Below are 25,327 nucleotides of genomic sequence, written 5' to 3' on the forward strand. Positions count from 1 at the left end.
TGTCGAAGGGGAGCACGATACCGTTATTCGTATTCTTTTTCAAATGTTTTCGTACTTCTTGTTGTATCAATTGGACGAACCGCGCTTTCAATTTGTTCACGTTGTGGCTCAAGAAACGGTGGAAGTGAAAGCTTCTCACCAAGAGTTTCATAAGGCTCGTCACCCATAAACCCAGGACCGTCTGTTGCAAACTCAAACAGAATTTGTGGTGAGACTCTAGCATAAAGAGATTCAAAGAAGTGTCGGTTCACATAGCCAGATGTTTGGAAGCCAAGTGACTCAAGATGCTTCGTCCACTCATCTAAAACAGCACGATCTTCTACTCTAAACGCAGCATGATGGACAGTTCCATAGCCTTGTCGAGCACGTGGTAAAATGGCATTATGCTCCACTACAATCTGTGCACCATTTCCACCTTCCCCTACTTCGTATAAATAGCGAGATCCTTCATGGGCAACTTCTTTAAACTGTAGAGCGTGTTCCAATACTTGTTTAAAGAAATCGACATTTGCAACTCTTACATAAATAGGACCAAGACCTGTTATAGCAAATTCTAATGGGATAGGGCCGTCCTGCCAAGGAATGCCAGCCTCTACACCTTGATTAGTCTCATCGGAAACGAGCTGATACTGTTGATCATCAAAATCGACAAAAGAGAGTGTTTTCTTACCAAACTCCTCTTTAACGCCTGAATGTTTAACATTTAGACGGTTAAACCGTTTTTCCCAGTATTGAATCGCTTCATCAGTCGGTACGCGGAAAGCCGTTTTAAAAATTTCATCTGTACCGTGTGATCCTTTTTGAATTCCTGGAAAGTCAAAGAACGTCATGTCTGTTCCGGCATTCCCTTTATCGTCGGCAAAGAATAGATGGTACGTCTGAATATCGTCTTGGTTAACTGTTTTTTTCACCAATCGCATGCCAAGTGTATACGTAAAAAATTCATAATTTTTTTCCGCACTACTTGTAATGGCAGTTACGTGGTGAATTCCTTTTAATTGATTCATGCTAGGACCTCCTAAGAATCTAACTTTCCTTTTATCTCTAATTCAATTATAACTAATTCGAGATAAATGTCAACAATGAGACTTTTCACGATTAAATCATTTAGAAAAAACGCGCTTAACAGTCGTTTATTGGTCATCAAGATTGCCTTTTCGACGTCATGCGCGTTCATTTTTCCATTTAGGTCTAATTTTCTTCTTCTCTTTTTGATGCGAGCACGCCATTTTCTTGAAAAAATTGAGCTACCCGGCTTTCTACCTCTTCGTCTTCTATAAGTGGTGGTGCATGATGTGGCTTAAGCCGTGCATCAATAATGATGGCGTCACATCCCCAATGTTTATGCTTCACAGAGGCATTAACGCCATGAATATCATGAGAAGGGTTGCTTCTTGTAAAGGTCGCCCAAAGAAAATTCTCAAGCGCGCCACTTAAAAACTCACTATCATCACATAGAACGATGAGAGGACACCGTTCCATATTCACCTCTCCTAACCTTTTCGTAAATTGGTTCATTTCCTCTTCTACGGCTTCATAATTTGTAAACTCATTTTCAAGTTGGACAGCTACAACTCCTGGCATAACAAGGCTAGCATCTTTAATTCCGTTTACTTGTCTCATTCCGTTAGGGACTTGCTTACATAGCTCACGCTTTTTATCTCCATAAGCTGCAAACGTTACTTTACTACCTCGATTCAAACCTGTTCCGCTGTAATCTAGCGTATCTATTGTTGCGTTCGTTTGAAAATGGAGATCACGTCTTAAATCCATCCGCTCTAAAATATGTTGAATAAACGCTGCTTCGTCATGAATATCAATGGAGTCTTCTTCTTCGGCCGTTAAAAACAAATATTTCGCTAAGCTTAGCTGGCCGAAACCTAAAATACGGTTGGCTATCGTCAATAACTCTGTTGGCTGATCCACTTTTTCAAACGGCGTGTAACGCTCACTCCCTATGGCAAAAAGAAGCGGATGCACACCAGCAGCATCAACAGCGTGCACAGCCTTAACACCTGGTAGTTCTTGCGTTACTGCATCTCCTGTGATCTCATGAATTAGAGCACCAAAGCTTGTATCCTCTTGAGGTGGTCGACCAACCACTGTAAATGGATAAATCGCTCCTTTTCTTCCATACACTTTATGAACTTTTAAGACTGGAAACTCATGGGTTAAACTGTAATAGCCTAAATGATCTCCAAAAGGACCCTCTGGCTTTGTATCATTTGGATAGATGTCTCCTGTAATAACGAAATCAGCATCATGGCTAATACAGTAACCATCTTCATAGCCATAGCGAAAGCGACGATTTGCAAGTAAACCAGCAAACAACATCTCACTTAACCCTTCCGGCAAAGGCATCACAGCGGCTAATGTATGTGCTGGTGGACCCCCAATAAAAATACTAACTTTTAACGGCTCACCGCGTTTAACAGCCTTTGTTTGATGAACACCGATTCCCCGCTGAATTTGATAATGTAAGCCAACCTCTTTCCCAACTTGATAATCATTTCCATCAAGCTGAACACGATACATCCCTACATTTGCCGACATGATGCCTGACTTGTCAGGGTCCTCTGAATAGACTTGTGGAAGCGTAATAAACGCCCCTCCATCGTCTGGCCATGACTGAATAAAAGGTATATCGGTTAAGTCAATTTCTTCTAACTTAGAGCCATTTAAGCCTGATTTCCGCATGGGCAAGGCTGTTAAAGCTGAGACACCATTTCCGATATTTCGAAGAGGATTCTTTATGGCTTTCATTGGATCATCACGAAGGGCGATAATGTCTTGTACCTTGTCCCAGTTATTGCGAAACATGAATTTGCTACGTTCAATGGAACCAAATAAGTTCGCAACAGCCGGGTATTTTGATCCTTTTACGTTTTCAAATAGGATCGCTGGTGCCCCTTCTTTATAGGCTCTTCGTTGAATGGAAGCCATCTCTAGATAAGGGTCTACCTCCTCTTTAATACGGACAAGATGACCGTGCTTTTCTAGATCAAGCACACATTCCTCTAAACTTTGATACATTTCCTTACCCCCTACAAACAATCTTCTCTTTCTATTATGCTTGCAGGATGAAAAAAGAGTCAAACCTTACCACTAAGAAAGACACTACTACGAATAATGAAATCGTAAAAGAATAAATATTTATTGACAATCAATAAATAATAATAGAAAATAGGAAAAAATTAGAGATGAGGTTTCATCATGAGAACAAGATTAGTTGGACTATATACCTCCGTGCTTATCTTATCCGGTTGTTTTAACGAAACGGTTGAAGAGGAGGGTCTTGCAATGATCACTGTCACAAACATGGCATCATTTCCTGTTTATGGTTTTGAAATAGCCTATGAAAATGGATATTCAGGTACATCTTATGCAGATGGTTCACTAGTAGAAAAAGGTGATTCTTTAGACTTTACGTTTACTAAGGGTGATGATTATCACGGAAACGTCACCTTTTTTGTGAAAACAGATAGTGAAGAAAAGGCACACCCTGTTAAAGGCACCTTTCCGTTAGAACCCTATGAGGATCAGATCTACACCTTTACTTTAATAGGCGATAAAAAGGAAAATGCACAAATGTACTTAGAACGTTAAAAAGCTTGTCAAAAGCCTCCCAGTGGGAGACTGATGAACAAGCTTTAACACTCATTATAATGAATCGCGAATAATTTTCTTAGAATGGCTGACTGATAGAATGCCAAATACTGAGTACAGTACTGTGTAAAGGGTCATCACAATAAGCATTGGGATGTGCATCTCATTCCCAAAAATAAACCAGCCAGAACGAACAGCAAAGTAACTATGCAGTAAGCCAATCAACAATGGAATGCCAAAATTGTAAAGCTGACGAACTTTAATTCCTTTAAGCAAGTCTTGATTCGTAAAACCAAGCTTTCGAAGGATCGTATAGTCAGGGCGATCTGCTTCACTCTCATCCATTTGTTTAATGTACAGAATACAACCTGATGTGAAAAGAAACGCAAATCCAAGAAAGCCAACAATAAACATAACTAAGCCCATTTGTTGCTTTTGTTCCTGTTCACTGGCAAGTTGGCCGATTGCCAACTCACGAAAGCTCTCGTTATGGTCCATAAACCAATCGTTGGCTGCCTCTAAATCTGCTTCATCTTCAATATTAATAGCAAACTCAGTTCGTATATCTTCAACGCTATTAAGCTCTTGATAGACCTCATCCGCTACAATTAACGTAGACAAACCACCAATAGATAAAATATAGTTCACGACAGGCTCTTCTTTCTTACCAATATACTTGAGGTTATAGTGATCATCATCATTAAAGATGGTGATGTCCCCAGTATCCTTAAACTGCATGAACACCTCCAGCATAGGAGCCATTGGTGTTAAAAAGACATCTCCCGCTTGGACAGTCACGCCATCTACATCTTCATCGCTTACTACAGGTAAGAACATTTCTCGAGGATTAACGTAAAGGTCATCTCTCTCATATTCTAATAAATCCTCCACATCTACATTTAACCCCTTCACTTCTATATCGTGAAGTGAATAGGTCAGGCCTTCTTCATCAAGAAACGTGATCATCTCATTTCGATCCTGTTCTTCCAAGAAGCCAAAATGGTTTGGCGCATTAAACGTAGCATTTTGATTCGCTGAGTAATAGGAAATGTAGCTTAATGACAATAAACCGATAGCTAATGCAGAAACGGTCGTTATAATCGTTAACAACAGAGCACTGGATTTCATTCGAAACATAATAGACGAAAGGGACAGAACTTTCACAACAGACATATATCCTGCTTGTTTCTTCCGTACGATCTTAGCCAGCAACGACACTGACCCTCTATAGGATAAGTACGTTCCTATGATAACGGAACCTAATGTATAGCCCATGCCAAGAAAGAGAACACTCGGCGATCCACCAAAGGTGTCACTTAATAAAATGGTTGATACGTAGTAGCCGCTAACGATTAATGCGATTCCTACTATTCCAGTGATGATTTCCCAACCACTTAGCTTTTTGACAACAATCTCAGTACGCTTACGAAAATGAAACAGTTGAAGAACTGTATGTCGCTTTAGGAACAATGCATTCGCTACTACGACAATAAGATAAATTCCAATAAAAACCAGTACCGTTTGGAACAACGCTGTACTTGAAAAATAAAGAGAAACGATTTCTTCTACACCAATAATGTTTAATAAAATCATTGTGACGAGCTTTGCTAAAAGAAACCCTGCAATGATACCAATCATAAGAGAAACGAGGTATAAATACATAATTTCAATACTAATCAACTGAAATACGCGACTTTTTGTCATACCAATTAATTGAAGTAATCCAAGCTCCTGACTTCTACGCTTAATCATAAGATTATTGGCGTACAGCAGGAAAAAAGCAAGAATGAAAAATAGTAAAACCGATGCCGTTCCAATACCAGCAGAACCCCGCGTCGATTCTTCTACAGCTTCCATTGCAGGTGCATAACGCAATGTGACAAATGCGAAATACAACGCTACACTAAAGCTAATAGAAAAAAAGTAAATCCCATACGTCCGCGCATGCTTTTTTAAATTTTTTAGTGCTAATGTATTACTCATCGTGAACGCCACCTAAAACCGCTTGCGTTTGGATAATATCTTTAAAAAACGCCTGCCTTGACTGCCCGCCTCGTGTCAGCCTTGTATAAATTTGACCATCTTTAATAAAAACAACGCTACTCCCATAGCTTGCGGCAGTCGGATCATGGGTCACCATCATGATCGTTGCATGCCGTTTTTCATTTAAGTCGCTTAACGTTTCTAGTAAACCTGATGCTGCTTTTGAATCAAGTGCTCCAGTTGGTTCATCAGCAAAAATAATACTTGGTTCGTGAATGAAAGCTCTTGCAGCGGAAGTACGTTGCTTTTGCCCACCAGATAATTCGTTTGGGTATTTGTGGGCTAACTCCTCAATTCCAAGCTGGGTTGCAATTGTTTCAAACCTTGTTGTTGCTTCTTTTTTACTGATTTTCTGTACCGTTAAAGGAAGCAATATATTTTCTTTAACCGTTAATGAATCAAGTAAGTTGTATTCTTGAAAAATAAACCCTAATTCCTTTTTTCTAAACTCCGCAAGATGCTTTTCTTTCAAATGAGTTAGCTCCATCCCGTTAACTAAAATAGAACCACCACTTGCTTGATCAATCGTAGACAAAACGTTTAATAGCGTCGTTTTACCAGAACCAGAAGCACCCATAATGGAGACAAATTCACCTTGTTTAATTTTTAAGTCAATGTTTTTTAATACTTCTTGTTTATTCCATTTACTTCCATAGTTTTTTGTTAATTTGCTTGCCTGTAAAATGTCCATCGTAACACTCCTTCTGTCTTTACTTGTACCTTAAGTATAGGAGCTTCCTCTTTAAGATTCCTGCGAATTGGCGAACAATATACAAAAGCATGTGACAGTTTTGTCACATGCTAGTCAACTCAATGAAAGAATTTCTACGTGGGAAGAGTAGCTGAGCTGTCGTTCCTTCATTTAACGTAGAACGGATGCAAAGCCTAATCGACAACCCATCCGCTACTTTTTGTGCTAAATAAAGACCCATACCTGTAGCGGCTTGTTCATTATGGAGCGTTGTGGATGTAAAGCCTTTTTCAAAGATGCGAGGCAAATCTTGTTCGGCAATTCCTTTACCCTCATCTCTAATTTCAAGCACGGTCTGCTCATTTTTAACATAAGACCGAATGTAAATATTTCCAGAGTGAGTGTACTTTATCGCATTTGACAATAGCTGTCTAACGAGAAAGGAAAGCCACTTACCATCGCTTTGCACCATTAATTCATGTAGTTCAAGCTCAATGCCTATGCCTTTTTGCATACACCAATTTTGAAAGGTTCGAATTTCTTCATACAGTAAGCGCTCTAACTCAACTTTTTCCATATATAGATCATTTTCTATAAATTCCATTCGTTTTTGGTACAATTGTTGATCCAGTAGCAAATGTATACGTAGCCACTCGTTTTGCAACGCCGTCTTTGTTTCCTTGTCATCAAGTCGATCAATGACCAAACTCATCGTCGTTAAGGGGGTTTTCACTTCATGAATCCAAGCCATCATCTCATCTTTATCATGGTCGACTTGACGACGATGTTCAATATATTTCTGCGAAAGATGACTACGCTGTTCTTCAAAAGCTGTCTCGACTACTTCTTCAAATGGAGTTTCACCATCAGGTAAATCTGATAGTTGTTCATACTGATCGTACTGCTCCAACTGCTTATAAAAAGATGTCTCCTTATAATAACGGTAAATAAGAAATCCACAAAAAAGGATAACGGTCATTAATAAAGGATAGCCTACTTGCTCCAAAGACAAGCTTTGATCCAAATAAGCAATAAACAAAATTAATCCATGTACAAACAAAATAAAGCTAATCCATGCGCCTCTCTCTTTAAGATACCGTCTTATCATCATACACCTTCATCAACAGCCATATAACCTTGTCCAACCTTTGTTTCAATAAAGGTTCCTAGACCGATGACTTCTAATTGTTTTCGTAAACGATTCACATTAACCGTCAGTGTATTATCACTTATAAAGCGCTTATCGTCCCACAACTCTTTAATTAATTCATCTCGACTAACAATGTGGTTTCTCTTACTAAGTAAATTTTTCAGGATAAACATCTCGTTTTTTGTTAATTCTACTTTCCCATCGTTAGACGTTACGGTATTGTTTTCAACATTAATGATTGCGCCTTGCCACGTCTGCGTTGTTCTCTGTTCTTCATGATTATAATTATAAACACGACGTAATGTAGCTTGAACTTTCGCAACGAGCACATCCAAGTGAAATGGTTTTTGAATATAATCATCTGCCCCTAACTGCATGGACATCACGTGATCCGTTGGATGTTCACGTGACGATAGGAATAAAATAGGAACAGTAGACTGCGCTCGAATCATTCGACACCAATAAAAGCCATCATACTTTGGTAGTTGAATATCAATTAAGATAAGCTCTGGTTTTATGTGAATAAATGTCTCCATCACTTCTTCCCAATTCTCAATACCATAGACATGGAAATTCCACTGTTGCAACTGCTGCTTTATTTCTTCAAAAAGTGCTCGATCATCTTCAATTAACAAGATTTTAGACATCTTCTCACGACCTTTTACTTACCTCACATATTGCTTTTAGCATAATCTGATTCAAGACCAATTGCAAACAAGCTACAACAGAAAAGAGGCTGGGACATAACGAAAAGTAGTATTTGAAAAGACGAATAGTCTAAAATATGCTGAGTAGCACCGCTACAGGAGAATCCTTCGCTTTCCGGGAACACGGCCTCAGCCTCCTCCGTGGAAAACCGCCACTTCAGAGTCTTCAGACACGTGCTAATCCCTCAGGAGTCTTCGGATTCTCCTTCTGCTCATTTTCAGATAAAACAAACGACGAACGTTCCTATTTTCAGGAATGTTCGTCATTTTGATCTATCTACTTTTGTCCCAGCCTCCTGTTTACTAAGAACTTACACACCAATTCCTACTTGAAATTCAGCTTCAGTTGCTCGTTTCACTTCGTCCAAAGTGACGCCTGGCTGCAGTTCTAACAACGTCATTGCACCAGCTTTATATTCAAATACAGCTAAATCGGTAATGAGTAAATCAACCACACGTTTACCTGTTAACGGTAATGAGCATGCTTTCTTCACCTTTGATTCACCATATTTGTTTGTATGATCCATAATGACGACGGTTTTTTTAGCACCTTGAACAAGATCCATCGCTCCGCCCATCCCCTTGACCATTTTACCTGGTATCATCCAATTCGCTAAATCTCCCGTTTCTGAAACTTCCATTCCACCTAGAATGGCTAGATCAATGTGCCCACCTCTGATCATCGCAAACGATTCTGCACTATCAAAGTACGAGGCACCTTTTTTCGCTGTAACGGTTTCTTTTCCAGCGTTAATTAAGTCAGGATCGACTTCCTCTTCTTTAGGATAACGACCAATACCGAGTAATCCGTTTTCTGACTGAAGCATCACGCTTACTTCATCAGGAATGTGGTTTGCAATTAAGGTTGGCATACCAATTCCTAAGTTTACACACATTCCATCCCTTACTTCCTTTACTGCACGATCAATAATTCGTTTTCTTGATTCGTTCATTTTACGCCCCCTCCTCTAGTACAGTCCGTCGCTCAATTCGTTTTTCATATTCATGACCAACAAACACGTGCTGAACATATACACCTGGTAAGTGAATCTCGTCTGGTGCCAGCTCTCCTATTTCAACAAGTTCTTCTACTTCCACAATCGTCACTTTTCCAGCAGTCGCTACTAAAGGATTAAAATTTCGTGACGTTTTTCTGAACACAAGATTACCGAAACGATCCGCCTTCCATGCCTTAACTAAGGCCACATCACCAACAATGCCTCGCTCCATAATATAACGCTTGCCTTCAAACACTTTTTCTTCTTTCCCTTCAGCAACTGGCGTATCTACACCAGTTGCCGTATAAAATGCCGGAATACCAGCACCACCAGCACGAAGCCGCTCTGCTAATGTACCTTGAGGAACAAGTTCTACCTCAAGTTCTTGACTAAGAAACTGTTGCTCGAATTGTTTATTTTCGCCTACGTAGGAAGAGACCATCTTTTTTATTTGCTTATCCTCTAGCAATAGGCCTAAACCGAAATCATCAACACCACAATTGTTACTCACGACTGTTAATTCTTTAACCCCTTTTGCTTTTACTGCTGCAATTAAATGTTCTGGGATCCCACATAAACCAAATCCACCTACAACAAGTGTTTGCCCGTCCTTAATCTGACTCATGATTGCGTCTAAAGAACCTATGACTTTATCCATCATGTAACCTCCTTCAACTTAAAACAACTTATAAAAGCGCTTTCATATTTATTCTACCAGTTACACACTTTCTTTTCCAATGACGTTAAGGCGTATGCATTTGCAAAACTAGGCGTACCCCTTTTTCTCTTCTGAATAGACTAGTTATTAGCCTAGAAAAAAAGGGGAGTATCTAGATGTCAACCGACGTGAAGGCACTTTTTGGAGCATGGACACAAGCGATTGGCACAGTCATTGCGGCAGTTGCTGATACTCCCTCTGAAGCACTAACACCTGAGCAAATTAACGATCTTGGTCTTTATGGAAACGCACTCCAAGCTACAGGAAATGGCCTTCTTGCAGATACGAATGCATTTGGGTCACTCAATCAAATTGGAAACGCCATTCAAGCAACCGGTAACACGATCATTGTAGGCGCTCTAGCTTTGCCATGGGAAGAAAACCTGGAACAAAATTTAATTATAAAAGGAAATTTATTTCAAGCTGCCGGTGGCTCCGTTTCTTTTAATGAAGATTTAAAAGAAGACGTAAGCATGGCTGCTCTATATGCAGTCATTGGTGATTTTTTACAAGTAGTCGGAAACGGTATTCAAGCCTATGCAGCTATAGCTGATTTCATTGTTGATGATGACGAAGAATTTATTAACGCTGTAGGCAGCTGGATTCAAGCAACGGGCGCTGTTTTATCCGCATTAAGTGTATCAAAATCGTACACAACCTCTACTACAGAAGAACCAAATGCCGAACAACTTGTGAGTGAGAGTTAGCTATAAACGTAAAGTAAAACAATCGATGCGACATAACCTACAGCGACAATGGTTGACGGTAGCCAAAACAATCGACCAAGTTTTTCATTTTTCCATATACCGTATAGCACAACAACCGTTAATACTAGTAGAGCCACCATTGTAATCCAATTACTTAAACTGGCATCTCGAATTAATACACCATCACGATAAAAAAGGTCTGCTAAAGCAAGTAAATTTAAATTAAACATATTACTACCTACGATTAAACCAACAGCAGCACTGAATTGATTTTGTTTAACAGCTAAATAGACAATAGAGACTTCTGGCAAAGATGTAGCACCTGCGATAAGAATCGATCCGACAAAGGATTGACCTAATCCACTTTGAATGGCAATTTGATCTCCTAGAATTGTTAAATAGGAACCCGCTGCTAAAATAACGAGCGCCACAATAATAAAGCGAATGATAGCTCCTTTTAATGTCATTGTGACCTTTTTCGCTACAGGGGGTTCATCAGGCAAAAGATCTTTTTTATTTAAATAATACAACCCACCAAAATACAAGACCACAATTAGTACTACATCAATACCCATGCCAAAAACAGATAAAGGGGATCGTACAATAAGGGAGACGGCAATAATCATTGTTAAGATAAGACCTAAAGCCCCAGGCATCGCGTTTTTAGGCGCTAAATGGGTGTACATTCGTTTACGACGAAACCATAGATCTCCAAAAGCAAGCACTGTCAAATTAAACAAGTTGCTCCCAATTACATTCCCTACTGCTAAGTCCGGACTATTAATGACGCCAGCAGTAATATTTGTTGTTACTTCTGGTAAAGAGGTAGCACCTGCAATTAAGACTGCTCCAGTAAAAAAGCCAGTCATGCCTGTACGTAATTGAATCGTGTCTGCATATGTAGATAGTTTTATTGCTGCAAAAACGGTCACTGCTGCAAGAAGAATAAATAAGATATATAGCATGGTTAACTCCTTTTTTTACTCTATTTGGGTAGAGCACCTTTCAGACTTTTGTCTTCTTACATAGGATGCACAAGAAGCCGTTTTTTACGCTTTACTTGCTACAAGTTTGGAGGTACTTTTATGAACCTGATCAGTCGGTTGAATCAGACCCAGTTGGCACTAACCGAGCAACTGATAACGTATCAGCAAGAGGACGGATCATTTAAACTCTGCTTTGAATCAGGTACGATGACCGATGCATATATGCTCTTACTCTTGTCACATGTTAACCAAGAATACGACTTACAAAAGAAATTAGCTTATCGCCTCTTACGGACACAGTCTGAACATGGCTATTGGAAGCTGTATGAAGACGACTTAGGCCACCTATCGTCAACAATAGAAGCCTATACCGCTCTATATATTTCAGGGTTTGCGAAAAAAAGCGACCCATCTATGAAAGCAGCTGAATCATTTATCGTAAAAAAGGGCGGTGTAGAACAAGCACATATTTCCACAAAGACATTGTTAGCTCTGCATCATTTATACCCTTGGCCAACACTTTTTCCTCTGCCACTTTTTTTAATTCAATTACCAAAATGGATGCCATTCAGCTTCTATCGATATAGTGCCTATGTTAAAACCCATTTTGCAGCGCTACTCATTTTAGGTCATACCCGCTTCCATGTAAAAAGAAAACATAACCGGCACATTCAGCATCTTTATATAAGTTCAAAGCATCTCCAGTTACGCAAACGGAAACGGACAAAGTTGTCTTCGTACACAAAAGCCGCTTTTCAAAAAGCAGAAACCTATCTGTTACACCATATTGAACAAGATGGCACCCTGCACAGTTATTCAAGCGGAACGCTTCTCATGTTCTACGCATTACTTGCGCTGGGCTATAAAAAACAATCGCCTATTATGGAACAAGCTTTAGAGGGGTTGAAGACTCACCTCTATACAGAAGGAAAAGAGGGTCATATTCAAAATTCTCCTTCAACTATCTGGGATACAGCGTTAATTGCAACAGCCATTCAACAAACAAACACAGTTGAGAAGCAAACGACCATTGCTGCATCTGTTCACTATATTCTGGCCAATCAGCAGGAAAATGGCGGATGGGGGTTTTCGACAAGCAATTCAATCAACCCTGACGTAGATGACACACACGCATGCCTACGCTTGTTGTCTTCTTATCTCCATTTGCCCGAAACGAAGCGTGCTTGGCGAGCTGGTTTTTCTTGGCTATTAAGCCGACAGAATCGTGATGGGGGTTGGGCCGCGTTTGAAAAAGATAGCCGAGCTGCTTTGTTCATTCCACTTGAAAATGGAACAGATACCATTATGGATCCATCCTCTCCTGATCTAACTGGTCGAACGCTGGAATGCCTCGGTAACTATGGTCATTTATCCGCTAAACATCCTGCTGTTGAAAAGGCTATTAAGTGGCTTGAAAAACATCAGCAAAAAGATGGAAATTGGCAAGGAAGATGGGGAGTCTCCTATATCTATGGAACATGGGCTGCCGTTACAGGGATGCGTGCTGTTGGTGTACCGATTGAAAATGAAAGCTTACAACATGCTAGACGTTGGTTGGAGTCCATTCAACTACTAGATGGTGGTTGGGGAGAATCCTGTAAAAGTGATGTAGAGCAACGCTTTATTCCGTTGCAATTTTCCACAGTCGTTCATACAGCATGGGCATTAGACGCCCTAATCTCACTCTACGATCGACCGACAAAACAAATGGAGGATGCGCTTACGCTATTAATGGACTGGGTTCGTACTTCTTCAATCCGCTCGACTTACCCAACTGGAGGAGGGCTTCCTGGTCAATTTTACATTCACTATCATAGCTATCCCCTTCTTTGGCCACTTGTCACATTTACGAACTACAAGCACAAATATGTGAAAACAAAGGCGAAATAAGCAAGAAACTAGCCCTGTCCAAAGACTCCTTTGAATCATAAAGTAAAGTAACACACACGTGTTAAACCGACTGATTGATATGAAAGGAGTTCCCATGAGCACAATTGATCCTCAATTAATGCATGCATTTCGCTCTAAAATGAAAAACCCGCGACATTTCCACAATGTGTGCAAAATTTTATGTCGTCAACGACGTGAAGATTTAAAGCAGTACGGTCGTTGTTGTTCGATGATTGATGAATTATCTCATTGCTTAGGTGTACCTATTTCGAGAGAGCAACGAGACCGACATGCAAAATGGCTAATGAATTGCAATGTCGACCCTAGAAACCGTCAACATCGCCATGATATGTGGGGCCTAGTTACAGGTCGTTAACCGCAAAACAAAAAGCGTTTAGGCAAAAAAGCAATAAACCTTACGGAAATTGCCGAACTTGCTTAACGCTTTTTTTCTATTTAGACTGTTTTAACCGCTGTACGGTTGCTAATAGAAGGAATGAAAATAAGATGATGGAAGCCACCCAATAGAGTGCCATTAACGTATTCCCGGTTTCAACCGCTAAATAAATACTAATTGGAATCGTCTGTGTCACCCCAACAATGCTTCCTGCGAACATTAGAGTAGCGCCAAATTCACCAAGAGCGCGTGCAAACCCGAGCGTAAAGCCAGAAGCGAGGGATCGCCACGCCAACGGCAGGCTTACATAGCGTAAAACCGCCCATTCACTCGCACCCATTTGCCTTGCTGCGTCTTCAAGTTCATCGTCAACCGATTCAAATCCATTCATTAACACTTGATAAATTAATGGAAACGCTACTACAGTCGCTGCAATGACCGCAGCAACAACTGTAAACACGATTGGTTGATTAAACAATTGTTCGTACCACTGTCCGATAAGACTCCGTCGACCAAAGAGCACAAGCAAACCAAATCCAATAACAGTCGGAGGTAGGACAAGCGGTAGCATAAGAGTCGTTTCCAGCAGGATTTTTCCTTTGAAAACTCGTTTCTTTAACAGCCAGCTAGCCAGGAGTGCCAATAAGAACGCCAGTACACTCGCTATACTTACAACCTGTACTGAAACAAATATAGGTGTCCAAAACTCAGGGTCCATCATTTATTCACCTTTCTGAAACCCGTACGATTCAAACGTAGCTATAGCCTCATCCTGTTGGAGCCACTCATAGAGGACGGCCGCACTGTCATTCGTCGTTAGCAAGCCAATTGGATAATGGATAGAATCATGGCTATTTGCAGGTGCTTCCGCAACTATGGTTACTGCATCGCCAGCAACTCGTGCGTCCGTTTCATACACGATCCCTACATCAGCATTTCCTGTCTGAACATATGTAAGAACTTGCCGTACATCTTTTCCAACAATAAGCTTGTCCTCGATATCAGCGAAAATCCCCATAGATTCAAGGGCTTGTTTCCCGTATCGACCAGCAGGAACGGTCTCTGTCTCGCCGATCGCGAGCCCTTGATACGTAGCCGTAGTAAGGTCAGCCCAACTCGTCAATGATGGAGCGATTTCTGGCGCTGCAATTAAAACAAGCGTATTTTCTATTAACGTAGTAGAGCTTTCAACTCCTTCTACATCTACTACTTCCTCCATATCGGCGATGGAAGCCGATAAAAACAAGTCTGCGGGTGCACCTTGAAGAATTTGTTGGCGTAGCTGACCAGAAGAGCCATAGTTCACTGTTATATGTACATCGTGATTTTGTTCATAGCTTTCAATTAATTCATCTACAGCATCATTTAAGCTAGCTGCGGCCATGATCATCACTTCCTCTGTTTCATTAGATGAACAACCCGCTAAGATGATCCCAATAGCCGTAACAAGCAGCCCTTTCTTCAAAAAAATCCCTCACATTTTCTCTTTTTCCGTAGTATAAGGGATATCTAGTTCTATGTAAATCTACTAAGTCTCTACACTAGCGACAAAAAGCCGCACACACTAAGGGTACGGCTTTTGTTCCTTTACAGAAGAGGGATAGAAACTATTAACCCTTTATTCAACTGAAAACTGATAAATCGTTTGGTGTTTATAAACATCTTCCGGTTTCAACCAAATAGATGATAATCCTTTATGTTGAAGAGCAGCGGGGTGTCCTTGGGTTTCTAAACATAAGCCAGCATGCTTTTCTATTTTGTTTCCTTCTTTTAACAGCAACTCGTCTTCCAAGCTATTCCCTGTATAAAGGACAACACCTGGCTGTGTCGTTTTCATCTCAAGCTTACGACCAGATTCTTCATCATAAACAACAGCCTTGACCTCTTTAGTATGATCCAACAAAAAATAATGATCATATCCATTCTTTGCTACCTGCAGCTGATGATGTGTTAAATGAATTCTTTCACCAATTCTTTTTTCTGATCTAAAATCAAACGGTGTATAAGCAGTTGAACGAATAAATCCAGTTGGAGCAAGGGTTTCATCTAGCTCTAAAAAACTATCGCTTTCCAGCTGAATAACATGATTCAACACAGACCTTTTTACACTACCTGTAAGATTAAAATACGTATGATTCGTTAGTGTAACAGGCATCATTTCATCTACCGTGGCATGATAATCAATAATCCATTCATTTTCATTTGTAATGATGTATGTAATCGTAGTGGTTAGCTTTCCAGGATAATGATCCATTTCCATTTCTTCCGCTGTTAACATTGCGCCCACTCGATCTTCATGCTGAAAAAGGGTCACGCTAAACAGCTGTTGATGCAAGCCATTCCCTCCACCGTGTAGGTGATGATGGCCATCATTTGCTGATAGTGTATGCCTTGTTCCATTTTTCATAAAACAAGCATCCTTTATCCGACCCGCCACTGGCCCAATTAAAGCGCCAAAATACGGCTTATTTTCTTTATAATGAGAGAGGTCCGCATAAGAAAGGACGACATTTTCACGTACACCTCTCTTATCAGGAACAACCAATTCCGTGACGATGCCTCCAAAGTTAAGAAACGTTAGACACATGCCGTGATCGTTTTCAAGTACGGTTTCGACCCATCCGTTACTCATTTGCTGATTCGTTGCTTTCATGAAAAACCTCTCCTTCAACCTTTAAGGTAGAAATCCCTCTTTACTGATGAAAAGTTGATCTTCTGAAAAATAGTTAAGAAAACGACGTTTTACCTTCCATATGGTATCCCTCTCATACCATTTCTCTAGCCCTAGTTCAGTATAAATAGCAGACATTTTAAGCTTTTCTGTACGCTTGCCTCCTGAACCATCACCCATAAAAAAATCATCTATACAGACACGGTCAACCACATCTGCCAACTGTTCAGGAAACGCTTTTGAACTCGGCAACAGTGGCGCTATTGTTGCTTGGGTTGGAATCCCACCCTCTTTGAGACGTTGTAAAGCTTTTATTCTTCCTTTAATAGGTGGAGCCTGAGGTGCAAACTGCTTTCGAATGTCATCTGAATCAGTTTCAATCGTCATGCTGACACGTACGCGATTCCCTAAACGTTTCAATAAATCCATATCCCTTGTCACAAGGGCACCTCTCGTTTGAATAAATAAGAAGTCTGGTTGTTCCCTTACCATCGCTTCAAGCAATGATCGAGTGACTTGCTCTCGATGTTCAATTGGTTGGTAAGGATCGGTGCTTGAAGACATAAAGATTGTCACCGGCCCATGTTTCTTCGCACGACGTATTTCTTTCTCTAGAAGCTGAGCAATATCCCTTTTTATCGTAACCCAATCGCCCCACTCTTCCTCTTGAAACAGTTGAACTGGCATTTGCCTGACATAGCAATACGAACAAGCAAAGGAGCATCCCACATAAGGGTTTAAAGTGTGAGAATAGCCAGTCAAAAAACCACTCGCTTTTGTTAAAAGTTGCTTTGGATGCGATTCCCTTACAGAAAGGCTCTTCATTGTACTCACCCTCGCTTCCTAGAGAAATCGATTACACAATCGTCTTTCTCTATCACATACGCTTACGATTCCAATCAACCAATAACCCTAGCAAAAGCCCTAAACCAATGTACAGAACGAAAGAATTTGTAAATAAGCCAAACGAAAACCCTACGATCAGACCGATTATAGTTGCGCTACCTAGCCTTAACGGCCTGCGTCTTCTGCCATTCATTCTTTCTTCCCCTTACGTTTTTGTTACATGTAGTCTACCATGGGACGCGTAAACAGAAAAGTAATCCTACTCTTGATTACAGTAGTTGAAAAGCCATTTTCATTATGCTAATATGAGCATATAATCATATATAGAAATGAGGAAAAGCTATGTCAACATCTTATTATGATCTTGATCAAGAGACACTGTTCATTGTTTCTCAAAGCTTTAAAGCCTTAAGCGATCCAACCCGAATTCGAATTCTTCATTTATTAGCAAACAAAGAATGCTCAGTAGGGGAAATCGTTGAACAACTAGAACTAGGACAGTCTACTGTTTCTCATCAACTTCGATTTCTGAAAAATTTAAGACTTGTTAAATCAAGACGTGCTGGAACCACCATTTATTACTCACCTCAAGATGAACACGTACTCGACATTTTAGAAAAGACCATTGAACACGCCACACACGATTGAACAAAGTGAATCCTATTAAATAATAAGGGGGGTATACAATGGGTCATCACCATGGACATAGTCACCACCATTCAACTGGTCAAGCAAATAAACGAAATTTACTCTTTGCTATGCTCATTATTGGTAGCTGGATGTTTATCCAGTTTATTGGTGGGTTGTGGACAGGAAGCTTAGCCCTTTTAGCTGACGCAGTCCACATGTTTAACGATTTTGCTAATCTATTTATTAGCTTTCTTGCCATTACACTTGCAGCAAAAGCGGCAACAAAGACACGAACCTTTGGAAACCACCGCTACGAAGTATTATCCTCATTATTAAACAGCGTCATGTTGCTAGTCATTGCCTTTTTTATTGTTCGTGAAGCCATTGGTCGATTCATTGAACCTGAAGCAGTTATGGGTGGTGGCATGATCATACTAGCGTTTATAGGATTGCTTGCTAACCTTGGAGCCATGTATGTACTCATGCGGGGCGATGTAAAAAATAACTTGAATATGCGCGGCGCTTACTTACACGTTTTGAGTGATACATTAGGATCTGTCGCCGCTGTGATTGCAGGGATCATTATTTTAACAACTGGTTGGTATCTAGCCGATCCCATTTTAAGTATCCTGATTGCTTTTATGATTGCTCTATCAGCAATACGCCTTCTTAAAGACACGATTCACGTACTAATGGAAGGTACGCCATCGCATATTGATATTGACGAAGTGAACGCTGAACTACGTTCCATTGATGGCGTTAAACGTGTTCATGATCTCCACATTTGGACCATTACTTCTGGGATGGATCGCTTAAGTGCTCATGTTATCATTGATGCCGACAGAAAAATCGACTCTCAAGACGTACTTATGCATGCAAATGACTATTTCCGAAAAAAGCTTCATATCGAAAACACGACAATTCAAATTGAGCGTGAATAAGAAAGGAACAGCTAAACGCTGTTCCTTTCTGGCTGTACCTTTACATTGAGCAATGGATTTGGTTCGTACCTTGTCGCAAGCGAGTGGATGAAGAATTGAACTTCATTAAACAGCTTCTCTTCAATTTGATTTCGTTTTTTCTTCGCTTCTTCATCAGGCAAGAAGTGATGCGTGTTTGATGCTTGACACCATAATGGCAGTAGCCGAAACAACGTAGCAGCTTCATGATAAAAGTCAGCTTCGTAATGGGTAAATGGGATATCCAAGTGTAATCCGTCTGTACGTTTGACCATCCACTGTCCATTTACAAAAAGCAACTCTTCATTCTCTAGCTCAAAGACGATTTGAATGGCTTTTTGTCCTAAATGCAAGGTCGTTTTCGTCCCCATTAAATTATAAGTCTTTTTTATGTCATCGACTGCTTCGCCTGCTTGCCTTAATTCTTTTTCTACCGCTTTACACATCGCGATTAGTAAATCTTTATATTCATCATTCTCTGTTAGCTTTTTTTCTATTTGTTTAATCTTTCTCATCTTCATCAGTCGGGGATGTATAAATGCATTGTAAACAAGTAAGAGTAGCAACACAATTCCACTAATCCATATAAGCTCCGTCATGTTTAAACAGCTCCTGAACAGCAAAGTCTATCTTCCTATTATAAGGTATTTGACGAAGCCATGAAAAGGGATAGGAGAAAGGGAATGGTTTACATATAAAAGAGTAGGTAATCCACCTACTCTCCCTTCTTTATTCTCCTTCAATAATGGCCTCATAAACAGAATCAATCGTTTGCATGTTTGCTTGAAACCCATTGTATAACCAGCTACTAGTTCCAGAGCGGTTGTAGATATTCCCTTGGGCTACTGCTGGAATATTCATCCACACAGCTTCTGACTCTAACTTCTCAATTGTTTCCGGATCGCTATCAATTAAGAATAAGTAGTCCGCATCAAGCTCAGCTACCGCTTCCAAGGAAACAGGATTCCAGTGAGCTCCCGCATCTTCTGGTAATTCTGCAATTATGTTTGCAGGCGTGAGCTCTAAATCTTCAAAAAGTACAGCTCCACTCGCAACATCAGGTGCTACAACATAATAGTTACCACCAATTACCCATAAAGCTGCAACTTTGCTATCCCCGATTTCTGCTTGTAACTGTGCCTTTACATCCTCTACATGGGCATCATATTCATCCACTGCAGCCTTTGCTTCACTCTCTTTTTGTAATACATTTCCTAAAAGAGTCAAAGTCGCTCGCCAATCATCTTTTGTTTCATTATCAATAACGTAGGTCGGTGCTATCTTATTATATTGATCATAGCTCCCTCCTGCTGCTGAGTCTTCCCCCCAAGCAAAAATTAAATCAGGATCTGCCTCCATAACAGCTTCTAACGGTAGCGTCGAATCAATCGGTTCAACGCCTTCTAAATGCTCTTCTAAATAAACTTGCGTACTGGCTCTACTGGCAACTGACCATTGACGCACCGGTGTTACGCCGAGTGTGACAAGAGGATCTTCTACATACGAACCTATTATTCTTTCCGGATTAGCTGGGATGGTCACGTCATTTCCAACTTTATCGGTGACCGTTCTAGGTTGCTGTTGTTCTTGTGACTCTCCGTCGGTTGAATTATCGGAACCATCCGAACAAGCCACTAAAAAGGCCATTCCTAATGCAGTAAAAAGCAATGATCGATTCATTCGTTTAACTCCTTCATAGATCTACTACTGTTATAGTATTGATAATGATTTTCATTGTCAATACTATTTTTAGTAAAGCATAAAAAAAAGCCCTCAAATAAGAGAACATCACCATTTGCTAAAAACGTAATGATTCATGCGCATAACTTATATAAACATAAAAGCGATCAGAAAGGTAACCTTACTAGCTACTAGTCTACTCCTTAGTACTACTTAGAAAAAGGGTCTAGTTTAACCCTATTACTTTAGAAAAACAAACTGAGCTTGTTTGGTAAACAGCGTGTTTTTCTATTTTCTTCATTCCTATTGTCCCTTATACTTATCTGTATGACGCCTCTGTAGCTCTAGAAGGGAAGAGCGCCGGAAAACAAATTGTATAAACCGGGTCGCAAGGCAAGGGTTTCAGAAGCACCGAAAAGCAAATTAGCTGAGACAGGTGGAATTCCTGTCGGTGAAATTCCGTAGGGAAGCGTGTTCTCCCCTAGCCTACGCTTACGAAAGGAGTGCGGGTTCGAATCCCGTCAGAGGCTTTCCTATCCACATTTGATGAAATCAAAAAACCATATTTTTTATACCCAAATTCGATTTAACTGTTTTGAATAAAAAGCCAGGGCATTGCGATACTGAAGAATGTTTTGATCATGTGTTGTTTCAATTAAACACGTTAGTAACACTTCCATCCCTTTTTCATGTTCTCGTACGTTATAAAGCGTTAATGAATAGAAGACTTTCAAGGCGTTATCTTCTGGAAATCTAGCTAATCCCAATTCAAATGTTGCTTTAGATTCTTTGTACATTCCCAACGTACGATACGTACTGCCAAGTCCTAAAAAAGCACCTTTAACCTTTTCTTCATCTAAACCAAGCTCAATCGCTTTTTCATAATGAGGATACGCTTTTTTCTCTTCCCCTTTTGAATCATAGGTTGATGCGAGATAGTAGTGAACGTCACCATCATGAGGATTGTCTTTGAGCCAATGATGTAGTTGTTTAAGAGCATCACTATCGTTCCCTTCACGTAAAAACGAGTCAATGGTTTCTATCTGCTGTTGGTTCATAAGAATCTCCTTCACAAATCAATTTTACTCTTGTCTCTACTATAACAGATAAAGCTGATTAATTATCTAAATAAACTGAATTAACATACTTTATGTTGCACGTGAAACAACTGAGTAAATGAAAAATAACCCCTTTGCCCGTAAATCTACTTAATGATTTACGGAAAGGGGTTTTTAATCATTCATGTTCTACGATCATGGATACGTAAACCATTCGGATTCGTATTGAGGCCCGTCTTTTTCATACGTGAAACGGAAAGAAAGGGATTTGTTTTCTACATCAGGTATCATTAAAAACCACCTACCCTCTTCTTGCTGCATGCGCACATTTTCCTGATTCCCATTATTGATTCGATAATGAAGGTCCACATATCGGGCAGGAGAATTCGGCGTAAATGTAATCACTCGGTCTGATTGACTTTGTTCAATCGAAACCGTGAAATCTCCTCGTTCAATGACATTCCCGTCATCTCCTGGCTCTTCCGGCTCCTCTGGTGGATTTGTTGGTGGTGGCCCACTCCCTTCTTGACTGACATAATAACTATTTCCATCTACAGTCGCTTCATGTCCGTCCGAGAACAAGACTGTGCGTGCTTCATCGTCATAATTATAGGCAACATAGACACTTTCACCATCTTTATTAAAGACAGCGTAGGTCGGAATGTTTGCTGTGATTTCTGGATTTACTTGTCCGAGAGAAGCTAAACTTGTAATCCACTGATAGGTCTGTGCTTTTGTACTTCCTCTTTCAATAATCGTTTCATCCCCTGGATCAAACTCTGTGTAGTCATCAATCCTTTGCTCCATTTGTCTCTGGGCATCATTTGGATCGGTTAACGCACGGTAGCTCCAAACCATATTTGACCACCAATTCCAATCCTCTGACCCATTTGTTTGCTTTAACGCTTGATAAGCTCGCTCTACGTATTCAGGGTGATGGCCAAGGTAGAGAGCCCCTCCATGAATGGGTAGCCAGTTAATCGCATACTTTTCTACCGCTCCTGAATTCCACCATGTTGCGTGATCCATTTTTCCGCCCCAATTAATAGTGACAATTTCTGGTCCGTATTCAGGAGGGTGAATTTCATCATACACATCAAAGAAATATTCGTTAATGGCGCTCATTTCAGTTGTATACAAATAAATGGCTCGATCTAACAATTCTTGGTCGTTTGTTGCTTCTGCCCATAAAATAAGGTTGGTCCAAGCATGCATCGCTTCTGAGGAAGATTCTTGGTTATTACCAGAATCAAACGTCGCTAATCCATCTGCCCACGAATGTCCTGAATAAGGGTCAAACATACGTAAATACGGATACATCGGATCTTCACGATCAGCTGCAAAATCTCTTATAAGTTCGTTAACCATTCCTCCCCATTCATCATCTTGTGCCCAATCTGGGTTTGCCCTGGCTACTTCAGCTGCTGCTTTCACAAAATAACCGTAGTGAAAATGATGGTCATTGATTCTTACCGCTGAACCATGCGCTGCATGATAACCTAATAGGGTTCCCCAGTTTTCGTTATAGTAAAAAAGGTTTTCTCCTTTTATCGCATTGTTCTCATCTGTTGATCGTAGCCAATCTTCTAGATGGCCCTGTAATTCTTCTCTAAATTCCTCACCTAACTCCTGCTCACCAAGCTGATCAGCAAGAGGCGCTAAATTTGAAAGCTTTCCTAAATATTTTCCTAGCTCATACGTATCTTGACCAGTCGGATAATCATTTTTAGCTTCATGCAAGTAGCCACTTAGCCTGTCTGTATCAATACCTGCATTCGGTAAACTTGGCAACACCCCCGTATACGTAAGGCTTGTTTCAAACTCACTTCCTTCAATTAGCTTCATATCCCCTCGAATGGTAAACAAATTCATTCCGTCTACAAGATCTCCTGAAGATAAATGTCGGTATTGATGTGGATACAAGGCAAACAGCGTTCCGTTCTCTCCTCCTGCTACTGCTTCTGTGTTCGCAGAGTACGTTGTTTTCACTTCATTCGTCTCATGGTTTACAGCATAATCAGCTCGGGTCTCACGAACAACAGAATAGGCATGCTCGGCAAAAAGCGCCAACGTCTCTGCATCTGTATTTGGCAGTTTGGCTACACTAATAAATTCAGACGGATTCTCCCACTGTTGTCCGTTCGTTTCCCAGTTCGATCCTTCTGGTGCAAAGGCCGCATAATGTTTATTATCATGGGTTGAAAAGCCAATGATATGTCCTTGCTGCGCCCAAACTTGGGGATTTTGTGGAAAATCAATGACAGCATGTCCGCCTGTATATTCAGCGTAGATATATGGAATGCCCACACCGTATGTAAAGGCTAGTGATGCATTATCTTTTTCTGCTAACGATCGAACGTGCCAATCACCATAGTCATCTACTTTCGCATCATTAAAGTTACTTTCATTTGAGTGGCCAATCGTAAAATCAGTGGAAATGGCTCCAACGATATGCCATGTTCCTGCACCACTGTTCTCATGAACAACGACATTATGTGGAGCATCGTAAAAGACGTTCAGTCCCTTTTCGTTTTGTCTGACACTAAATGGATGGGGGTAATGATTATTTGCATACGTATCAACCGCAAGTGAACTCCACCATCGGTTAGTCGGCATTGGTCCTTCTACACGATCCGTTCGATAGATTGTTTCGGGAGGCTCCTTTTGTTGATCCGCGTAACCTGGATCACCGATGTTATCAAAATCAATTGGTGGATACTGTAAAGAAAAGCTTCCTTTCCCTACTTCTTTAACCGCTTGATTGGCGAAACTTGATTGAAACGGAAAGAGTACAATAAGTGCTAAAACGAACCAGAACCATCTTTTTTTCATCTAATTACCTCCAATTTGTTTTTTGTTTCATATCTACCTTCACATCTGCATAAAATGAGCATGTCCCCTTAATCACTTCCCCTACTCTACGCAGAAACCATTTCTGAATCCATCGAAAAACGTCGACCTTCTATTGGGAAATAAAAAAAGAATATACATTAGAAATAGTGACAATAGTGCTTACGATCAAGCAGGATGTGCTACGCTCTCTTACGCTACGACAACAAGCTACAAGAAATGGTTACAAAACACTTATTCTTTCACCAAAGAAGATTGGGAAACAAAAGCTTACTCATTTTATATGTTTTAGAAATTTGTCAAATGTGCTTTAAATACAAAAAAAACTACTCATTCGTTGAGTAGTTTCTTTAATAAAAATTATTGATCAGCTAACCACATGGACAAATTATCCACTTCATCTTCCTCTAATTGGGATTGAGCCGGCATGCTTCCTCGCCCATTTACAATGATCTCTCTAATCTCGTTAGAAGATAAGTTGTTGTTAGCAAGAGCAGGACCCGTCCCACCTTCATTTAAACCAGCATGGCATTGAATACAGCTTTGTTGATACGTCTGTTCAGCTAATGCCTCGTCGTACTCTCCAACTTCACTCGTTTCATCATCGGTTCCATTGTCCGTTTCTGGTGCCTCCGCTTCATCACCATTTCCACCACACGCCGTTAAAAATAACGTTAATCCAGCTAATACCATCCATTTTTTCATACACATTCTCCTTTTATGGTTACGGTTTCACCTTT

Annotated in this window: 26 protein-coding genes; 6 read left to right on the forward strand and 20 right to left on the reverse strand. The window is 40.3% G+C overall.

The annotated features are described in order from the left end of the window. Window positions 1-23: 23 nt before the first annotated feature. From E2L03_RS18910 to E2L03_RS18915, 3 genes are read right to left on the reverse strand one after another with little or no spacing between them, the layout of a single operon-like run. Entirely contained in the window at window positions 24-1,007 is a 984-nt protein-coding gene (locus E2L03_RS18910) for a ring-cleaving dioxygenase (protein WP_055736125.1), read from the reverse strand. 11 nt (window positions 1,008-1,018) lie between these two features. Beyond that, window positions 1,019-1,177: a hypothetical protein gene (locus tag E2L03_RS20610; protein ID WP_166740380.1), complete on the reverse strand. Its 159-nt coding sequence runs from the start codon at window positions 1,175-1,177 to the stop codon at window positions 1,019-1,021. 14 nt (window positions 1,178-1,191) lie between these two features. After that, on the reverse strand, window positions 1,192-3,033 hold the full coding sequence (locus E2L03_RS18915) for a UbiD family decarboxylase (RefSeq protein WP_134260099.1): 1,842 nt from the start codon (window positions 3,031-3,033) through the stop codon (window positions 1,192-1,194). A 180-nt stretch (window positions 3,034-3,213) separates the two neighbouring features. On the opposite strand from E2L03_RS18915, the gene E2L03_RS18920 reads away from it, so the two are divergent. Further along, window positions 3,214-3,606 (forward strand): hypothetical protein, encoded by a 393-nt coding sequence (locus E2L03_RS18920; protein ID WP_095151047.1) that lies wholly within the window; start codon window positions 3,214-3,216, stop codon window positions 3,604-3,606. A 54-nt stretch (window positions 3,607-3,660) separates the two neighbouring features. Here E2L03_RS18920 and E2L03_RS18925 read toward each other — a convergent pair whose 3' ends face one another. The 6 genes from E2L03_RS18925 to E2L03_RS18950 form a co-directional block, all read right to left on the reverse strand. Beyond that, entirely contained in the window at window positions 3,661-5,589 is a 1,929-nt protein-coding gene (locus tag E2L03_RS18925; RefSeq protein ID WP_134260101.1) for an FtsX-like permease family protein, read from the reverse strand. Further along, window positions 5,582-6,340 carry an ABC transporter ATP-binding protein gene (locus tag E2L03_RS18930; RefSeq protein WP_055736121.1) on the reverse strand — a complete coding sequence of 253 codons (759 nt, stop codon included), beginning with the start codon at window positions 6,338-6,340 and terminating at the stop codon, window positions 5,582-5,584. Before E2L03_RS18930 ends, E2L03_RS18925 begins: the two co-directional genes overlap by 8 nt. A 103-nt stretch (window positions 6,341-6,443) precedes the next feature. Then, the gene (locus tag E2L03_RS18935; RefSeq protein WP_134260103.1) at window positions 6,444-7,448 is read right to left on the reverse strand and encodes a sensor histidine kinase; all 1,005 of its coding nucleotides are present in this window, start codon (window positions 7,446-7,448) and stop codon (window positions 6,444-6,446) included. Then, window positions 7,448-8,137 carry a response regulator transcription factor gene (locus tag E2L03_RS18940; RefSeq protein ID WP_134260105.1) on the reverse strand — a complete coding sequence of 230 codons (690 nt, stop codon included), beginning with the start codon at window positions 8,135-8,137 and terminating at the stop codon, window positions 7,448-7,450. The genes E2L03_RS18935 and E2L03_RS18940 overlap by 1 nt, the downstream gene beginning before the upstream one ends. A 371-nt stretch (window positions 8,138-8,508) precedes the next feature. Then, window positions 8,509-9,150 (reverse strand): 3-oxoacid CoA-transferase subunit B, encoded by a 642-nt coding sequence (locus tag E2L03_RS18945; protein WP_038484550.1) that lies wholly within the window; start codon window positions 9,148-9,150, stop codon window positions 8,509-8,511. 1 nt (window position 9,151) lies between these two features. Next, on the reverse strand, window positions 9,152-9,853 hold the full coding sequence (locus E2L03_RS18950; protein ID WP_124742901.1) for a CoA transferase subunit A: 702 nt from the start codon (window positions 9,851-9,853) through the stop codon (window positions 9,152-9,154). 176 nt (window positions 9,854-10,029) lie between these two features. Here E2L03_RS18950 and E2L03_RS18955 point away from each other — a divergent pair, with 176 nt between their 5' ends. Next, window positions 10,030-10,620, forward strand: a complete 591-nt coding sequence (locus tag E2L03_RS18955) for a DUF6944 family repetitive protein (RefSeq protein WP_134260107.1) — start codon at window positions 10,030-10,032, stop codon at window positions 10,618-10,620. Here the strand turns inward: E2L03_RS18955 and E2L03_RS18960 are convergent. Further along, window positions 10,617-11,585: a sodium:calcium antiporter gene (locus E2L03_RS18960; RefSeq protein WP_134260109.1), complete on the reverse strand. Its 969-nt coding sequence runs from the start codon at window positions 11,583-11,585 to the stop codon at window positions 10,617-10,619. The genes E2L03_RS18955 and E2L03_RS18960 overlap by 4 nt on opposite strands. 120 nt (window positions 11,586-11,705) lie before the next feature. Between E2L03_RS18960 and E2L03_RS18965 the strand changes: the two genes are divergently transcribed. Together E2L03_RS18965 and E2L03_RS18970 are read left to right on the forward strand one after the other, a co-directional pair. Then, entirely contained in the window at window positions 11,706-13,496 is a 1,791-nt protein-coding gene (locus E2L03_RS18965; protein ID WP_134260111.1) for a prenyltransferase/squalene oxidase repeat-containing protein, read from the forward strand. A gap of 94 nt (window positions 13,497-13,590) precedes the next feature. Beyond that, window positions 13,591-13,872 (forward strand): hypothetical protein, encoded by a 282-nt coding sequence (locus E2L03_RS18970; RefSeq protein ID WP_038484559.1) that lies wholly within the window; start codon window positions 13,591-13,593, stop codon window positions 13,870-13,872. Between the two features lie 76 nt (window positions 13,873-13,948). Here the strand turns inward: E2L03_RS18970 and modB are convergent, their stop codons facing one another. The 5 genes from modB to E2L03_RS20615 form a co-directional block, all read right to left on the reverse strand. Beyond that, window positions 13,949-14,614 carry a molybdate ABC transporter permease subunit gene (gene modB, locus E2L03_RS18975; RefSeq protein ID WP_166740381.1) on the reverse strand — a complete coding sequence of 222 codons (666 nt, stop codon included), beginning with the start codon at window positions 14,612-14,614 and terminating at the stop codon, window positions 13,949-13,951. Beyond that, window positions 14,615-15,358 (reverse strand): molybdate ABC transporter substrate-binding protein, encoded by a 744-nt coding sequence (gene modA / locus E2L03_RS18980; RefSeq protein ID WP_038484565.1) that lies wholly within the window; start codon window positions 15,356-15,358, stop codon window positions 14,615-14,617. Between the two features lie 153 nt (window positions 15,359-15,511). Continuing rightward, entirely contained in the window at window positions 15,512-16,546 is a 1,035-nt protein-coding gene (locus tag E2L03_RS18985; RefSeq protein ID WP_124742905.1) for an aldose epimerase family protein, read from the reverse strand. A 21-nt stretch (window positions 16,547-16,567) separates the two neighbouring features. Continuing rightward, entirely contained in the window at window positions 16,568-17,389 is an 822-nt protein-coding gene (locus E2L03_RS18990; protein ID WP_038484571.1) for an SPL family radical SAM protein, read from the reverse strand. A 52-nt stretch (window positions 17,390-17,441) separates the two neighbouring features. Continuing rightward, window positions 17,442-17,603 (reverse strand): hypothetical protein, encoded by a 162-nt coding sequence (locus E2L03_RS20615; RefSeq protein WP_158318562.1) that lies wholly within the window; start codon window positions 17,601-17,603, stop codon window positions 17,442-17,444. Window positions 17,604-17,752: 149 nt separating this feature from the next. On the opposite strand from E2L03_RS20615, the gene E2L03_RS18995 reads away from it, so the two are divergent. Both E2L03_RS18995 and E2L03_RS19000 read left to right on the forward strand, forming a co-directional pair. Continuing rightward, the gene (locus E2L03_RS18995) at window positions 17,753-18,058 is read left to right on the forward strand and encodes an ArsR/SmtB family transcription factor (protein ID WP_055736111.1); all 306 of its coding nucleotides are present in this window, start codon (window positions 17,753-17,755) and stop codon (window positions 18,056-18,058) included. A 38-nt stretch (window positions 18,059-18,096) separates the two neighbouring features. After that, entirely contained in the window at window positions 18,097-18,981 is an 885-nt protein-coding gene (locus E2L03_RS19000) for a cation diffusion facilitator family transporter (protein ID WP_038484579.1), read from the forward strand. 11 nt (window positions 18,982-18,992) lie between these two features. Here E2L03_RS19000 and E2L03_RS19005 read toward each other — a convergent pair whose 3' ends face one another. The 5 genes from E2L03_RS19005 to E2L03_RS19025 all read right to left on the reverse strand — a co-directional run bounded on the left by E2L03_RS19005 (window position 18,993) and on the right by E2L03_RS19025 (window position 25,292). Next, window positions 18,993-19,598, reverse strand: coding sequence for a hypothetical protein (locus tag E2L03_RS19005; protein ID WP_134260115.1), 606 nt, complete (start codon window positions 19,596-19,598; stop codon window positions 18,993-18,995). A gap of 130 nt (window positions 19,599-19,728) precedes the next feature. Next, window positions 19,729-20,679 (reverse strand): ABC transporter substrate-binding protein, encoded by a 951-nt coding sequence (locus E2L03_RS19010; protein WP_124742907.1) that lies wholly within the window; start codon window positions 20,677-20,679, stop codon window positions 19,729-19,731. A gap of 569 nt (window positions 20,680-21,248) precedes the next feature. Continuing rightward, window positions 21,249-21,737 carry a tetratricopeptide repeat protein gene (locus tag E2L03_RS19015; protein ID WP_134260117.1) on the reverse strand — a complete coding sequence of 163 codons (489 nt, stop codon included), beginning with the start codon at window positions 21,735-21,737 and terminating at the stop codon, window positions 21,249-21,251. Window positions 21,738-21,932: 195 nt separating this feature from the next. Continuing rightward, the gene (locus E2L03_RS19020; RefSeq protein WP_134260119.1) at window positions 21,933-24,569 is read right to left on the reverse strand and encodes a glycosyl hydrolase; all 2,637 of its coding nucleotides are present in this window, start codon (window positions 24,567-24,569) and stop codon (window positions 21,933-21,935) included. A gap of 378 nt (window positions 24,570-24,947) precedes the next feature. Then, window positions 24,948-25,292 carry a c-type cytochrome gene (locus E2L03_RS19025; RefSeq protein WP_038484590.1) on the reverse strand — a complete coding sequence of 115 codons (345 nt, stop codon included), beginning with the start codon at window positions 25,290-25,292 and terminating at the stop codon, window positions 24,948-24,950. Between the last annotated feature and the right edge of the window lie 35 nt (window positions 25,293-25,327).

The sequence above is a fragment of the Shouchella oshimensis genome (assembly GCF_004375095.1).
Classification (GTDB): Bacteria; Bacillota; Bacilli; order Bacillales; family Bacillaceae_D; genus Shouchella; species Shouchella oshimensis.

Coding starts and splice junctions, on each gene's coding strand:
- E2L03_RS18910 (WP_055736125.1), bottom strand. CDS start 1,007: ATGAATCAATTAAAAGGAATTCACCACGTAACTGCCATTACAAGTAGT.
- E2L03_RS20610 (WP_166740380.1), bottom strand. CDS start 1,177: ATGAACGCGCATGACGTCGAAAAGGCAATCTTGATGACCAATAAACGA.
- E2L03_RS18915 (WP_134260099.1), bottom strand. CDS start 3,033: ATGTATCAAAGTTTAGAGGAATGTGTGCTTGATCTAGAAAAGCACGGT.
- E2L03_RS18920 (WP_095151047.1), top strand. CDS start 3,214: ATGAGAACAAGATTAGTTGGACTATATACCTCCGTGCTTATCTTATCC.
- E2L03_RS18925 (WP_134260101.1), bottom strand. CDS start 5,589: ATGAGTAATACATTAGCACTAAAAAATTTAAAAAAGCATGCGCGGACG.
- E2L03_RS18930 (WP_055736121.1), bottom strand. CDS start 6,340: ATGGACATTTTACAGGCAAGCAAATTAACAAAAAACTATGGAAGTAAA.
- E2L03_RS18935 (WP_134260103.1), bottom strand. CDS start 7,448: ATGATAAGACGGTATCTTAAAGAGAGAGGCGCATGGATTAGCTTTATT.
- E2L03_RS18940 (WP_134260105.1), bottom strand. CDS start 8,137: ATGTCTAAAATCTTGTTAATTGAAGATGATCGAGCACTTTTTGAAGAA.
- E2L03_RS18945 (WP_038484550.1), bottom strand. CDS start 9,150: ATGAACGAATCAAGAAAACGAATTATTGATCGTGCAGTAAAGGAAGTA.
- E2L03_RS18950 (WP_124742901.1), bottom strand. CDS start 9,853: ATGGATAAAGTCATAGGTTCTTTAGACGCAATCATGAGTCAGATTAAG.
- E2L03_RS18955 (WP_134260107.1), top strand. CDS start 10,030: ATGTCAACCGACGTGAAGGCACTTTTTGGAGCATGGACACAAGCGATT.
- E2L03_RS18960 (WP_134260109.1), bottom strand. CDS start 11,585: ATGCTATATATCTTATTTATTCTTCTTGCAGCAGTGACCGTTTTTGCA.
- E2L03_RS18965 (WP_134260111.1), top strand. CDS start 11,706: ATGAACCTGATCAGTCGGTTGAATCAGACCCAGTTGGCACTAACCGAG.
- E2L03_RS18970 (WP_038484559.1), top strand. CDS start 13,591: ATGAGCACAATTGATCCTCAATTAATGCATGCATTTCGCTCTAAAATG.
- modB (WP_166740381.1), bottom strand. CDS start 14,614: ATGATGGACCCTGAGTTTTGGACACCTATATTTGTTTCAGTACAGGTT.
- E2L03_RS18985 (WP_124742905.1), bottom strand. CDS start 16,546: ATGAAAGCAACGAATCAGCAAATGAGTAACGGATGGGTCGAAACCGTA.
- E2L03_RS18990 (WP_038484571.1), bottom strand. CDS start 17,389: ATGAAGAGCCTTTCTGTAAGGGAATCGCATCCAAAGCAACTTTTAACA.
- E2L03_RS20615 (WP_158318562.1), bottom strand. CDS start 17,603: ATGAATGGCAGAAGACGCAGGCCGTTAAGGCTAGGTAGCGCAACTATA.
- E2L03_RS18995 (WP_055736111.1), top strand. CDS start 17,753: ATGTCAACATCTTATTATGATCTTGATCAAGAGACACTGTTCATTGTT.
- E2L03_RS19000 (WP_038484579.1), top strand. CDS start 18,097: ATGGGTCATCACCATGGACATAGTCACCACCATTCAACTGGTCAAGCA.
- E2L03_RS19005 (WP_134260115.1), bottom strand. CDS start 19,598: ATGACGGAGCTTATATGGATTAGTGGAATTGTGTTGCTACTCTTACTT.
- E2L03_RS19010 (WP_124742907.1), bottom strand. CDS start 20,679: ATGAATCGATCATTGCTTTTTACTGCATTAGGAATGGCCTTTTTAGTG.
- E2L03_RS19015 (WP_134260117.1), bottom strand. CDS start 21,737: ATGAACCAACAGCAGATAGAAACCATTGACTCGTTTTTACGTGAAGGG.
- E2L03_RS19020 (WP_134260119.1), bottom strand. CDS start 24,569: ATGAAAAAAAGATGGTTCTGGTTCGTTTTAGCACTTATTGTACTCTTT.
- E2L03_RS19025 (WP_038484590.1), bottom strand. CDS start 25,292: ATGAAAAAATGGATGGTATTAGCTGGATTAACGTTATTTTTAACGGCG.